This window comes from Lentilitoribacter sp. JB5-8 (assembly GCF_055693385.1).
In genome coordinates this window covers 652,686-667,280 of record NZ_CM146332.1, presented here as the reverse complement: position 1 = coordinate 667,280, position 14,595 = coordinate 652,686, and the positions used below count along the sequence as shown (strand labels likewise).

Below are 14,595 nucleotides of genomic sequence, written 5' to 3'. Positions count from 1 at the left end.
AACACCAATTAAACGAGACGAAATTGGAGAATTAAGCGTGAACTGGATTACAAACTACGTCCGACCAAAAATCAGCTCTATGTTGGGTCGTCGTGATGTACCTGAAAATCTCTGGATCAAATGTCCTACGACTGGCGAAATGGTTTTTCACAAAGACCTTGAAGAGAACCACTTTGTTGTTCCAGGGTCTGAATACCACATGAAAATGAAGGCCAAAGAGCGTTTGGCCCATTTATTTGATGATGGTTACGAACAATTAGCCGACGTAACAGTTGTCCAAGATCCACTTAAGTTCAGAGACTCAAAGAAATACACCGATCGTTTGCGCGATTATCGTGCTCGAACTGATCTTGAGGATACTATTGTTTCAGGTTTAGGCCACGTCGATGGTGTTAAACTTGTTGCATGTGTACATGATTTTAATTTCATGGGCGGGTCACTTGGTATTGCTGCGGGCGAAGCCATTATTCAGGCTTTTGAACGCGCCATCGCAGAAAAATGCCCCTTGGTGATGTTCCCGGCTTCAGGTGGTGCACGCATGCAGGAAGGTATTTTGTCCTTAATGCAGCTCCCGCGCACAACGGTTGCGGTTGAAATGCTCAAAGAAGCTGGTCTTCCTTATATCGTGGTGCTTACCAACCCAACAACAGGTGGTGTATCAGCATCTTATGCGATGCTTGGTGATATCCACATTGCGGAACCAGGTGCTGAAATTGGATTTGCCGGCAAACGTGTGATTGAGCAAACGATCCGTGAGAAATTGCCTGAAGGTTTCCAAACCGCTGAATATTTAGTTGAGCATGGCATGGTGGATATGGTTGTTCATCGTCATGAATTGCCAAAAACACTCGCTCGTATTCTACGTATGTTGGCTAAAGAGCCCGCAAAGCCTGAAGAGTTTCTTGCATTACCAGATGAAAGCGAAGACGCTGTGTCAGCTGAAACAGTTGCGGATGAAGCTGTGGTGACAGATGGTGATCAGGCGACTACCGAGGTTTCTGAAAATGCGGGTGAAGACGCCAAGGCATAAATTATGAACAATCATAATCTTATGACAGCTGATCAACTTATTGATCAGCTGATGTCCTTGCACCCGAAAGGGTATGATCTGTCATTAGATCGAATTACCGGGCTTTTAGCAAAACTTGATAACCCGCAAGACAAATTGCCGCCTGTGCTGCATGTAGCAGGCACCAACGGCAAAGGGTCCTTTACCGCTTTTGCACGCGCGCTTTTGGAGGCTGAAGGTTATAAAGTCCACGTTCATACATCCCCTCATCTCGTATCCTGGCATGAGCGTTTTAGGTTAGCCCATGAGGATGGCGGCAGGCTCGTTGAAGATCATGTGCTAGCCAATGCGATTGCACGCGTTGCCGAAGCTAATGACGGCGCGGCAATTACAGTTTTTGAAATTTTATCGGTCGTTATGTTCTTGTTGTTTTCAGAGCATGAAGCTGATGTTGCCATCATTGAAGTTGGTCTGGGTGGACGTTTTGATGCGACCAATGTGATTACTTCACCTGCGGCGAGTGTTATTATGCCCGTATCACTTGATCACCAAATGTTGCTCGGCGACACGCCAGCAAAAATCGCATTTGAAAAAGCCGGCATCATTAAGCAAGGTTGTCCAACTGTGATAAGTGCACAGCCTTTTGACGATGCTTTAGATGTTATCATCGCCCAAGCTGAGAAGAACCGCAGCGCTTATTCCGTATTTGGTCAGGACTTTGCCGGATTTGAAGAACATGGCCGCTTTGTCTATCAAGATGACGCTGGATTAATGGACCTACCGAAACCTAATCTTATTGGGCAACATCAATATGCAAACGCGGCAACAGCAATCCGCGCGGTTAAGGATGCTGGGTTTACTGTCACGCAGTCTTCCGCGGAAACTGCGATGAAAAGCGTTTACTGGCCCGGTCGTATGCAGCCATTACCGAAAGGTAACTTGGTAGATATGATCTCAGGTTTGGATGCAGAGATCTATATAGATGGCGGGCATAATCCCGATGCTGCGAATATCATTGTTAATTCGATTGAACAGATGGATACGCGACCGCTATATCTCATTTCTGCGATGCTCAATACCAAAGAACCACATGACTTTTTTGAAAAATTTTCTGGTCATATCGAACATCTCATCACAATTGATGTTGTAACGTCAGATGCCGGTATTCCAGCAGCTAAATTGGCTGAGATCGCGAATGAATCAGGCTTAAAGGCGCGGGCTGATGTGGATTTGGTTAGCGCGCTAAAAACTGTGGCTGAACTTTATCACGCAACAGATCATGACAAGCCACCGCGTATTTTGATCTGCGGCTCACTCTATCTTGTTGGCGATACGTTGGCGCAAAACGGAACACCGCCGCAATAGGCACAAAAAACCCGCAATTCTCATCGCGGGTTTTATCAAGATCTATAAAAAGTGGTTTAGATGGCTTCGCCAATCCATGATGACAAACCAGTTTTTGGCAATGCGCCAACTTTGATGTCTGACACTTCACCACCTTTGAACATTGCCAAAGTTGGAATTGAACGAACACCAAACTGCGCAGCAAGGTCTGGGTTCTCATCGATATTCAGTTTAGCGATTTTGACTTTATCGCCCATTTCATTGGAGATTTCTTCCAAGCTAGGTGCGATCATTTTACATGGGCCACACCATTCTGCCCAAAAATCTACAACAACAGGTGTTGTTGATTCTAATACTTCTGACTGAAAATTGTCATTCGTGACTGTCACGGTAGCCATTTGGCGCTCCTTTAAACTTATTTCGTGGTCTATATGTGATCTATTCTAGTTCTCGTTTCAAGTGGCTCACTTTATTTTGAACTTAATTCTTGCATTGCTTTGTCTAACATATGCGCTGGAACCTCAATAATTTTGGGTGCCCGAGTATATAATAATCCAGCTTCAATTACCTTATCTGGATATAATGGCTGAAGAACAGCTCGATAAATTGCTAATTGCGCAATATATGATGGCGAAATTTCTGCAATTCCAGAAGGGGCTATATAGTTGGTTTTATAATCTACGATCAAAAGTCGATCATCCTGCACGACAAGTCGATCAATACGCCCGGAGACAATTCGCTCTTCATCTTTGACCATCAAACTTCCCATAATGGAAAACTCAGAAGCGCTTTGTGTTGTAAAAATTGGGGCAAATTTATCATCAGTCATAACATTTATGACGCTGTTGATCATCTCAGTGCGAATATCGCTGGAACTATGTGGCAATCTATTTTTAAGATAATTATCGGCACTCTCATGCCAACGCTCGTATGGCAATGTCGGTAAGACTTGCAGTAACCGATGAATAGATTTGCCATATTCGATCGCATCAATATTTCCACCCGCATCCTTTGCAAATGGAGAAGCTATAAAATGTGCACTTTCATCACCATTAATTAAAACAGATGCGCCAGATGGCACCAAAGGTCGTGGCAAATCTTCCACCTTTTCAATTGGGTGATCCAAACTATCTGGACGTTTTTTAACACCATCAGCGACGGCGATCTTTTCATCTTCAGCAGATATATTATCTATGGGCAGGTTACGGCTAAATCGCTGAATATTCCATGAAATACCGCCCATATCGTAGGTAATATCCCGTTTCATTTCCGGTTCGGCACGATCAAAACCACCTTCGACCAGCATGTGCCAAGTTGGTTTGGAAGGTTCGCGTGTTCCTCGATAACCGCATACGACTAACCGGTCCGCGGCGCGGGTCAAACCTACATATAACAAACGCCGATATTCTTCCTCAGCCATATATTCAGCGGCTTGCTTAATTTCATCCGTTTTAGAATTCTCCACCGCAGAGCCTGGCACCCAAAGCGGACATTTAGGACTATCTGAGAGATGATCCGGCGGATCCAACAACCTAATCGATGGCATATGGGATGAATGAAACGCAGCACTTCCAGGATCAACTAAAAACACAATCGGCGCTTCTAAACCTTTTGATGCATGAACCGTCATTATCCGCACAGCATCGAGACTTTGTTCCTGCTCACGTTTAATCTCAGGCTCGGTGTTTTCTAGTTGATCAAGAAATATTTGAAGGCTTGAGATGCCGTTTTGATCATGATCGAGCGCCAGCGCCAAAAACTCATCCAATACGTCAATGACTTCATGTCCCAGCCTTAACAAGAAATGCTCACGCATTCCCATGACTTCCAGCACTTGGCTGTAAAAACCATGAACCGAGGTTTGCTGCGAAAGGTCTTGGAACTTGGCAATCCGGTTATGTATTTCCATCCAAAAATTGCTCGTCTCACTCTCGATTTTGAGTTGCGACCAAACAGATAAGTCTTTTGATCGCTGCGCGCATAATTCAAATAACTGTTCTTCATTCACATTAAAGAACGCGCTTTTTAATAGTGATGCCAGCGACAAATCATCCTCTAACTGCAAAACAACACGACCCAAAGCCATAAGGTCTTGAACAGCGATATGATCGGTTAGTTTTAATCGGTCAGCTCCAGCAACTGCAATGCTTGTTGTTGATTTTATCGTGCGCATTAATGTCGGGACAAATGCATCACGCTTACGAACCAGAACTAAGATGTCGCCCGCACGTATTTTCCGAAATGCTCTCGTTTTATGATCAAGCACATCTTCTTTACCAATCCAACTATCAAGAACAGATGTAATTTGCTGGGATAAGATATTTATGGGATCACGCTCAGCAACAGCATCAAAGGGCTCTAGCCAGCTATCCATTTCCTGGCTTGGCTCTTTTGCTAAGACCGGCCACAACTCAACTTGACCCGGTGCATTTTGACGAACAGTTTCATGCAAGACATCATCTTCGGAATAGGTGAGGCCTCGTTTGGCATCGTAATCTGCAAATACCAGATCAACGAGATCCAAAACCTCAGCTGTCGATCGGAATGACACGCGCAATGATATGGATTCAAATGCTTTTTCTGCGCTCTTCGCACGCTTTTGGGTCTGTCTCCGTTCTTGATCAAATCGTTCCGGACGTGCCCCTTGAAACGAATAGATGGACTGCTTCTCATCTCCCACCGCAAACATTGATCGGTTTAGATCGCGGGCTGAGGCGCCAGCATAAAATTCGTCGGCTAAGGATTGGATTACGGCCCATTGCACAGGGCTTGTATCCTGAGCTTCATCAACCAATATATGATCGATGCCTCGATCTAATTTGTAGTGCACCCACGGTCCTGCGCCATTATTTGATAGAAGCTGCTCAGTTTTTACAATGAGATCTTCATAATCCAGCATGGCCTTACGGCGCTTTAAACCTTCATAGGTTTGAATATATTGCTCAGCAAGAATGAGCGCTTGCTCTGTAACTTTAAGACAAAGTCTTCGCTTAAGATAATCAATCTGGGCGGCAATATGCTCATTAAGAGCTTCCAGGCGCTCGGCCATGTCGGGAAGCATAATCGCAATATCTTTCGAAACCGCATATTTTAAGCTTTTGGGTTTGCCGGCTTGTGTTAAAAACCCACCACACAGAATTTCAAATTTTCGCTCACTTGATAATGCTTTTTTACATTCCATCAAACAGGTAGCAAAGTCCTTAGGAGATTTGTTCTTCCCATCTAGGGCTGCGCTGTAATAAGCCTCGATCTGATCATCCGGCATGGATGGCAATGGCCAAAAATCGCCATATGGATCTTGATCTGTTGCATTAATGTCAAGCCGACCGGCAATTTCTGATCTCAGATCATGTTTTGCATGAGAGAATGCGATAAAATCGGACAATGCATGACGCATGGATATGAATTTGCCGATTAAATCATCCAAAGCGGTTTCACCACCTTGTTCGAGTACCTGATCAACAGCAAGTGCCACCGAACTTGTTGGCTCTTTGGCAGCTTTGTTGAGCAAAATGCTACGTGCTTCATTTTGCAAATCTTCTGCTGCGGCATCATCTAAAACCTGAAAATGACCAGCGACATTTGCCTCAAGCGGAAACCGATGCAGCAATGATTCACAAAACGCGTGAATGGTTTGGATTTTTAAGCCGCCTGGTGTTTCAAGTGCAGAAGCAAACAATGTTCTGGCAAAAGCGATTTTTTTAAGGTTTGCGCCCTTGTCTTCTATTTTAGAAATTTCTTCATGCAGCACGTCATCGGTCATCTGTGACCAATTTGCCAGAATATCAAAGATACGTAGCGACATCTCAGCTGCGGCTGCTTTTGTATAAGTTAAACACAAAATTGCCGATGGTGGCGTACCATTAAGCAATAACCGCACGACGCGCTGCGATAGAACATGTGTCTTACCTGAACCGGCATTTGCAGATACCCAAGCCGAGATGCCTGGTGTTGCTGCCCGCATCTGTTTACTGGTTGTTTCGCCGATTAATTTAGTGGCTTGGGATTGCTCAACCATGTTCACCATCATCACTTGAAACATCAACCACAGACCATTCTGATACGCGTGCTAGATGGTTATAATCTCCTGTGTAATCTCGATCCATTTTAGGGATTGTTCGCGACTTAAAGCCAATTTTGTTGTCGTAAAGCTCTTGCAGCAACAACGATAATTCATCCGCCGCCTTTTGGCCCAGTTGTTCTGCCGTTAGTGGTTCTGGTTCTTTTCGTGTCGGCCGCGCTTCTACTTGATCTACAATAAGCTCGTCAGCCGGTTTTAATCGAACATATTTTAAGCTTCTTACAGAATTGGCATTGATTGTCTTAAAGCCCGACTTCATCAGAGCATAAGCCTCCAACGGCAGTTGAGGATCTAATAAACTCCGCGCTTCCTTTGCTGAGGGACTTAGGCCGGTTTTAAAATCTATAATATCGACAGTTCCATCTTTGGACACATCAATGCGATCTGCTCGCCCAGTTAACATAAATTCAGTTTCACCCGGCAGGCGACATCTTGCTGAAGCTTCGATATTTCGTGAGACCAGATTTTCACCCCGGTTAAGCTCCCAGACGACAAGCGGTTTAATTAAGCGTGAGAAACGATCTTTCCATAAAATAGAAATTTCGGCCGGTAATCCACTATTAGAAAAATGACGATCTAATATTTCGGTTAAACTCTGCTCTAATTGATCCGAAGTTTGATTTGATATCAAACGCGAGAAATCTTCCAAAACTGCATGGAAAATTGTACCCCGCATGCGCAGATCTGCTTCATTTGAAAAACTTTCAAATGGCTGTAATTTTAAAATGCGCTTGGCATAAACCGCATAGGGATCACGACGCAATGTCGATATTTCACTGAAAGAATAGCTTTTGGGTTGCGATAAAGATGGAGGTTTAGGGTCGGGCCGTTTTGCAATCTGACCTGCAGTACCTTTAATGTGTGCATTTGAAAATGATATCAGATCATTGCCCCGCGATTGGATGGCGTTGACAGTTTCATCATCTAAGACCGCACATAATCTTTGCACCCAACGAGACGCAACCGTCGGCGCGCCATTGGACTTTTTGGATCGACTGAGAACAACATTTTTTGCGCCCATACCCATCTGAAAATCGTGCGCCGCCAAACCAATACGTCGTTCGGGCGGCTCAAGTCCAATTTCCGACTTCATCGATCTTGATAAAAACGGCTCATTAGAAGACGTGCTGGGCCAGTTCCCCTCATTCAATCCTGCAAGGATAATTGTATCAACATCCTGTAATCGTGCTTCAAGAGCTCCCCAGATCATAACTTGCGGGTGGCTCCCTGTTTTTGGCTTCACCACTTGCCCACTTAGTAATGGCTCCAGCATTTGTAACCATTCTTGTCCCGTTACCTGCATTTCCGTCGGACAGGAAACAATTTCTTCCAAAAGGGACACAAGTTTTTTACCCGCTTCACTATCCCAAATCAGATAATTTTCGTCTGATGACAACGTGACTGATTCAAGCAGTTTGATTGTTTTCTTCGTCCAGTCTGAAACAGATAAAAGTGTATTAAATTCAATCGTTTGACCATCTTGCATTGTATAGAATTCGGCAAATCCATTATTTAATTTGTCGGCAAATAACTTTGCTGTTTTGATATCAATTTCATCTATATTTTGACGCCAAATCGGAGTGTGGACCTGCTGATCTAAACCGGCCATGTAGCTATTTAATGCATCTGAAATTTCATGTGGGCGAAAACTACGCGCTGCGCCCCGCAAAATCACACGCTCAATTACCGAAATCGCCTCCACACGTTGAGAGTCTTTTAATCCAAAACAGGCAAACGGATGCTTTAAAAAAGATGCAAGCACGGCATGATCAGGAATACCCAGAGCTGCATCTAACATGAGCATTAACAAAGTGCCGATTTGTGATCGTGCAAGAGAAACGCCACCTGAATCATCGGCGTTGATGCCGAATTTTTGCAACTCGATTGAAACTTTGAGTGCCAAATTTCTGTCCGGAGTGACCAGCGCCACATCTCGCTTGTTCGTCTTTGTCGATCCTTGTAAGGCCAACCGCATTGCCACAGCTATAGCAGCAGCTTCCTCACGGTCATTTCCTGCTTCTAGCAAGCTGACATTTTCAAATGCTGATATCTCTTGCTCGCGATTTATGTGCGTATTATCTGCCCAATTCGTCGTCATTGCCGAAGGCAACATTGATCTAGTTATTATTTTGCTTCGATGTTGAAGCTTACTGCTATGCGATCCCAAATGTGGTATTTGATAAATGTCAGAAACACCTAGCCCAATGCGAAATAACAATCTTGCCAAGCCAAATTGCGGATGCCCCTGGGTCACAACTGCGGTAAGTTGATCCGAAGGTGCAAACTTCTTTTGATCATCCGCATAATGAAAAATATAAGACCAATCTTGTAAGCGCATGGCTTGGTCTAAACCAGGCAACACTACAGCACCCTGCCTGAGCATTGAAACAGCTTTGATTAATCGCGCTGTTGCAGGCAAAGAACCCGTGGATCCGGCAACAATCACTGGACCATCATGACCATTGTCGATCAAATCTTTCGTCTGTCGATCTAACAATTGAACTTGATGTCGCGCATTACTTTGCCGTCTAAGTTCTTTTAAACGCTCAGGCCAGTACTGGCGAACAATCTTTAAAAATTCGAGTGTCAATTGCCACCACTCAGCGTGCTCTTGCTGATTTATCCCGTCTATTTTGCCAAGATCAATCTCTTCACTTTCGGAGGATTCTAACAACGATAATAATTCCGCCGCTAGCCATAAAGCATCCGAAGGGTTTGCAGGTGCAACCAATGGCACAGACTGCAATTGTTCACTAAATGCTTTTGGTAGCGCTTTCTTCCAGGCAAGAATAAGATCACCAAGAATAAGCATGGCTTGGACCTGTGAGATAGGATCATCCTGCGACAAATCGGCGGCAGATGCACTATCAAAGAAGCCGAGATCATCATCAACCTCACCAAGCGCTCGAATATCGGGCAATATGACAGATTGGTGCCCTATCTGGTCGGCAAATTCTGACCTTAAAGCGCGCGCAGCTCTCCGCGTTGGCACATAAATTCGACATTGCGCTAATTTGTGGGGTTGATCAGCTTCATATATAAAATCAGGCAGCAACTCACCTCGCATGAGGCTTTGCGCAAAAGTTTCAAGAAAAGGCACACCTGGCGGAATGGTGAACAGATTAGGGTTTTCCCGCGTTTGGATTGCGCTAATGTCACCCACTCGCAAAAGCTTTCATCGATCTTTCTGCATCATCTATGGCATCTACTGTGCCAACCGTGATCCAATGCCCGTCCATAACATGTCCAAATAAACGGCCCTTTTCAATCGCTTCATCAAAGCATTGATTGATAGAAAATTTGCGTTCTGAGATATGCTTGAAAATATCTGGGTTGATGATGGCAGCACCTGCATAAATAACTGATTCAGGCGTCGTTCCCCGAAACCGTTCTAGCCGACCGTTTGCATCAATATTAAAATCACTGGTTCCGTGGTGACCTGTGGTGCGCGCTAAGGGAACAACCAATAGCAAGATGTCCATTTCATCGAGATCAAAGGCCTCTGAGAGCAGCGCAACATTGTTTTTGTCTTGGGTTTGATCTTCAAGCCAAAACGTGTCGGCATTTAACAGCAAAAATGGCGCATGACCAATCTGATCCAATGCTTTGACAATACCGCCTCCGGAATCAAGCAATTCATCACGTTCATCGGAAACAAGAATTTCGAAGGATTGTTCAACCTGATCAATATAATCCAAAATTTGATCGGGAAGATAGTGGACATTGACCACCGCTTTATCAAAGTCAGCAGCTTCCAGACTATCAAAACAATATTGCAAAAGCGGTTTACCACCAACACGAACCAAAGGTTTTGGTATTGTTTCCGTCAATGGCCGCATGCGCGTGCCAAGACCTGCTGCCAATATAATCGCTGTTTTCAAAGTCGGATAGCCCTGCTGATTCGTTGCCGATACTTTGATTATAGGACCTGGTACTTCTCTAGCCAATCTCGCAATGGTTTGAGAACTGGATAATGACAAAGTCGTCGCAAATAGGTTTCTATACGAGGAATATGCTGCAGATATTGCGCTTTTCCGTCACGCTCTTTTAATCGCACAAAGATCCCAATAACCTTCGAGGCACGCTGCGTTGCGATAATGGCATAAGCGGCATTAAAACCCTCAACATCAAAATTCTTATCGTTCTGAATCCGAATTGATCTATACTTTTTAAGGATATCTTGTTCTAATTCTTCGGAAACCAAAACTCGTGCGTCTTGCGCTATTGAAGCAAGATCATAGGCAGCAGGACCAATTAGAGCGTCTTGAAAATCAATCAAACCAACGCGTTCGATTCCTTGTTTATCTGATTGCCAAATTATGTTTGGCGAATGAAAATCTCGCAAGACCAGTGATAGTTCCGCATTGCGAAGCTGGTCAAAAAGCGCGCGCCAAATCGCAATGAACTCATTTTTGACTGAACTATCAGTGGGGCGACCCGTCTTAAATGGCAAATACCAATCTGGTAATAACTCAATCTCCATTTGCATGATGTCGTGATCATAATTTGAAAGGTTATGTGTATACCCACCATCAATTTTAATTGTATCTGGCAAAGGCTGATTATGTAGAAAAGCGAGCAATTCAGCCGATGCGATATATCGTTCCGGTATCGGAACATTCTGATTATCTATTGGCTTCTCATGACCTAGATCTTCAACAATTAGTATCCCATCTTCAATGGATGCATGTAAGATATTAGGGCTGGTTAACCCATAGCCGCTTAGCAAATTTGCAATTGCAACAAACGGAACAACATCTTCCGCAAGGTGGGCAATCTCTGAATAGGTCTTACCATCTTTGATAATCGGACCATCCGACTGTCTTGGCGAGTTCATTAAGATCATATCATCCGAACCCGCGTTCTTTAAACGCTCATATGTGCGTGTTGATGCATCACCCAAAAGAAAAAACCGATCGGCGTTAACAAGGTCCACATCGTTAACAAAACCACGAATTGTCATCGATCGTTTAAGGCGCTCCATAAAAGGCAAAGGACCTGAAATTTGTAATGTGCGCGCATCATCTAAGCCAGACAGCTTTATCTCAATCACCTCATTTGGGAGTTGACCATCTGCCATTTCCGGCCATTCAATGAGCGCAACACCTTGTTCTAAGACATCATCAAGACCCAGCTCAAAAATCTCTTCCGGATCACCAATTCGGTAAAGGTCAAAATGGCCCATTGTGAACCGTAATTCGTAATTTTGAACCAGTGTGAAGGTTGGGCTTGGTACTTCAAGATTGGCGTCATTTGCCACTGATCTTAAGATAGCACGAGCAAGTGTTGTTTTCCCCGCACCCAAATCACCGGACAATGTTATGCAATCGCCAACTGAAATTGCTAGCGCGAGGTCCTGTGCAAATCGTATTGTTGCACGTTCATTGTCAAGATTGATGGTTATAGTTTGATTTTTGGTAGTCAAAATGATCCTACCTTAGCCAATTTCGCGGCGCGAAGCCTCTGTTTGGTTTTCAAAATCAACGGGCAACACACATGTTACCGTTGTGCCTTCTTCTAAGACGCTATCGATCTTCACATCGCCATGATGCAATCCCACGAAGCTTTTTACAATGGAAAGGCCTAATCCCGCACCACCGCGATGACCATTTTTGCCTTTGGATTCAAATCTTGCAAAAACCTTATCAATCTCATCTTTTGGAATACCGGCACCAAAATCTTTCACCTGGAAAATGACATTGTCTTTCTCAACCATGCAATCAAGCTGAATATCAGCACCTTTTGGTGATGCATTAGCCGCATTACCTAAAAGCTTAACCAGGATTTGTTTAAGGCGTTGATAATCACCCTTTATGTGTTCTGGTGCTTTGGATAGATCAACCTTCAGGTTAAGTGAATTTTCTTTCATTCGATCAGCAACTTGCTCGCATGTTTCTGCGAACAGTTCTGAAATCTCAACTTGATCGACATCAAGTTTCATCACGCCCGCATCGACCGTCGCCAGATCTAAGATATCATTCACAATGGTAAGTAAAACAGATGAAGAAGTAGCAATATGATCGAGATATTCTGATTGGCGTTCGTTAAGCGTGCCAATTTCTGGTGTTCTCACCAGATCAGTAAAGCCCATAATATTGGTCAGCGGTGAGCGCAGTTCATATGACACATGATGCACGAAGTCATTCTTCAATGATTCAGCTTTCACCAGCGCTTCGTTTTTCTCCGTTAGCATACGCTCCGCGCGGACACTGTCGGACATATTCACAAAGGTGAGCATGGTTAAGCCGCCTGCTAACGGCACAAGCGCGAAATCAAGAATAAGTCCAGTATCAAGCTCCAGGCGACCGTCGTGATTATGTCGCGTATCATCCAGGCTTGTGATAATATCTGCAAATTGTTGCCAGCCATCGGGCTTATCGTATGATGTCTCGCATGCTCGAGCCACGGCTCTGATATGAGTTCCTTGCGGCACATCCTCTTCAGATACGGCCCATAGCGCGCGAAACGCAGGATTTACAAGCGCAAGTGTTCCATCGGAGGCAAATACGCACACACCTTCAGCCAGATTATCAATTGTCTGGCCCTGTACCTGTTGCAAACGATTATAGCGTGTTTCCAGATCAACTTTTTCAGTGAGATTTTCAAAGACCCAAATCGCGCCGCCCTGAGCATTTGCATTGGCAACCACATGCACGGTTTGCCCATCGGCGAGATACCAAAGGTGTTGGCTTGGTTCAACGGTACGATAAACGGCCAACATCTCTTCTTTCCAGTCATGCCAACCGGGTTGATCTGGTAATTTACTATCCGCACGTAAACGCTCGAAAAACGCATTATTGTCAGGTTTTGAGGCTAAGAAATCAGTTCCAAGCTCCCACAATTGTTGAAAGGCTTGATTATAAAAATGCAATTGTTGGTTTTTATCAAAAATAGCCACTGGTGTTGATAATGAATTCAGAACACTGATGTGACTTTGAAGCGTACTTTCAAGCTCACTGCGGATAGCTTCCTCCGCGCTCACATCAACTGCTAGACCGGCAGAACCAGTTGCGCTTTTTGTATCAGCAACATCAAAAAATTTGCGCGCGCCGCGAACAACCGTAGAGACTTTGTCATAAAATGGCCGTTCCGGGGTTGATTCCGCTTTGATTTTTTCCCGCGCTTGAATACCAAGTAATTCAAGATTTCGGTCAATCGCGTCCTGACGGTTTTTAGCCTCTGTAGCATGGGCAAATGCTTCATTAACCCAGACAAGCTTCCCATCAGATCCACGCATCCAAACAGGCATTTCAATGATATCCAGCAAGTTTTGGAATGTCTCAAGAGCACCCACTAAACGATCACGCTCTGACTTTAACGCTGCGCGTTCTTCTCGCACATCATTAAGCGCAACAAACCTGACAAAAGCACTGCCACCTGATACACGGCCCTGAACTTCAAGCATATCGCCGCGAACTGTTTCAACAAACTCGTCAAAACGTACTGCGTTGGACTTCAATTTTTGCAAGGCCTTGGTGAGTTTATCGGCGCATTGTAAATCGAGCCATTGGCCGAACTTTAAAAAATCATCCAAATCGACAGGCGCTGCCACGCTGTCTGGCAATCCACCTAGTGCTTCCGCCGGTCCGTTTTCGCCATCCCAAACAATCAAACGTTGATTGGAATCTGAAATAAGCGCGCTATAGCGATTTTTACCGGCCTGTGCCTCGCGAAGTTGGGCCCGAAGTTTATTATTCTCGCTTTCTATTTTTGCTCGTTCTCGGATTAACCAAACCGCTGAGATCATAGTCGCAGAGATCGCGCCAATGATCATGGAAAAGTACAGGATATCCATCGAGGAAGCGGACAAGCCGATTGCTTTAACTGGCTCCAATCCTTCAGTTGTGATTTGCTCCGTTTGCGCGATCGAGAGCGAGGTGCTGGCGAGCAATAACGACTTTACAAAGAATATTTGCTTGATGTTTTTAGCTTTTTTAACGGCATACTTTGTGAACCCTGTCTTCAGGCTCATCGTTGGATGATTGAAATGTCTGACCTTCGAGATAAAACTCGTCATGTCCTGATCCTTATCGCCGCCATTATACAAGACATCGCAGATCCGACATTGCCATCCCCTAAAATGCAAATCGAATCATCTCTTAAAATATACCCTTATTGAGAATCAGCGTGAAGAGGAAAAGGCAAAAAATAAGCCGCACCC

General features: G+C 44.5%; 8 protein-coding genes. 2 read left to right on the top strand and 6 right to left on the bottom strand.

The window, feature by feature from the left end:
- The first annotated feature begins 37 nt into the window (after nt 1–37).
- Both accD and ACZ1GZ_RS03195 read left to right on the top strand, forming a co-directional pair.
- Nucleotides 38–1,030: an acetyl-CoA carboxylase, carboxyltransferase subunit beta gene (gene accD / locus ACZ1GZ_RS03200; protein ID WP_472666984.1), complete on the top strand. Its 993-nt coding sequence runs from the start codon at nt 38–40 to the stop codon at nt 1,028–1,030.
- Nucleotides 1,031–1,033: 3 nt separating this feature from the next.
- Nucleotides 1,034–2,374 carry a bifunctional folylpolyglutamate synthase/dihydrofolate synthase gene (locus ACZ1GZ_RS03195; protein WP_472666983.1) on the top strand — a complete coding sequence of 447 codons (1,341 nt, stop codon included), beginning with the start codon at nt 1,034–1,036 and terminating at the stop codon, nt 2,372–2,374.
- A gap of 56 nt (nt 2,375–2,430) precedes the next feature.
- Here ACZ1GZ_RS03195 and trxA read toward each other — a convergent pair whose 3' ends face one another.
- The 6 genes from trxA to ACZ1GZ_RS03165 all read right to left on the bottom strand — a co-directional run bounded on the left by trxA (nt 2,431) and on the right by ACZ1GZ_RS03165 (nt 14,451).
- On the bottom strand, nt 2,431–2,751 hold the full coding sequence (trxA, locus tag ACZ1GZ_RS03190) for a thioredoxin (RefSeq protein ID WP_472666982.1): 321 nt from the start codon (nt 2,749–2,751) through the stop codon (nt 2,431–2,433).
- 71 nt (nt 2,752–2,822) lie between these two features.
- Nucleotides 2,823–6,371 carry a double-strand break repair helicase AddA gene (gene addA / locus ACZ1GZ_RS03185; protein WP_472666981.1) on the bottom strand — a complete coding sequence of 1,183 codons (3,549 nt, stop codon included), beginning with the start codon at nt 6,369–6,371 and terminating at the stop codon, nt 2,823–2,825.
- Nucleotides 6,364–9,597 carry a double-strand break repair protein AddB gene (gene addB / locus ACZ1GZ_RS03180; RefSeq protein ID WP_472666980.1) on the bottom strand — a complete coding sequence of 1,078 codons (3,234 nt, stop codon included), beginning with the start codon at nt 9,595–9,597 and terminating at the stop codon, nt 6,364–6,366. Before addB ends, addA begins: the two co-directional genes overlap by 8 nt.
- Nucleotides 9,590–10,315, bottom strand: a complete 726-nt coding sequence (locus ACZ1GZ_RS03175; protein ID WP_472666979.1) for a nucleotidyltransferase family protein — start codon at nt 10,313–10,315, stop codon at nt 9,590–9,592. The genes addB and ACZ1GZ_RS03175 overlap by 8 nt, the downstream gene beginning before the upstream one ends.
- A 38-nt stretch (nt 10,316–10,353) precedes the next feature.
- Complete coding sequence (tsaE, locus tag ACZ1GZ_RS03170; protein ID WP_472666978.1) at nt 10,354–11,859, bottom strand: tRNA (adenosine(37)-N6)-threonylcarbamoyltransferase complex ATPase subunit type 1 TsaE; 1,506 nt, start codon at nt 11,857–11,859, stop codon at nt 10,354–10,356.
- Between the two features lie 12 nt (nt 11,860–11,871).
- Nucleotides 11,872–14,451, bottom strand: a complete 2,580-nt coding sequence (locus ACZ1GZ_RS03165; protein WP_472666977.1) for a sensor histidine kinase — start codon at nt 14,449–14,451, stop codon at nt 11,872–11,874.
- Nucleotides 14,452–14,595 lie beyond the last annotated feature (144 nt).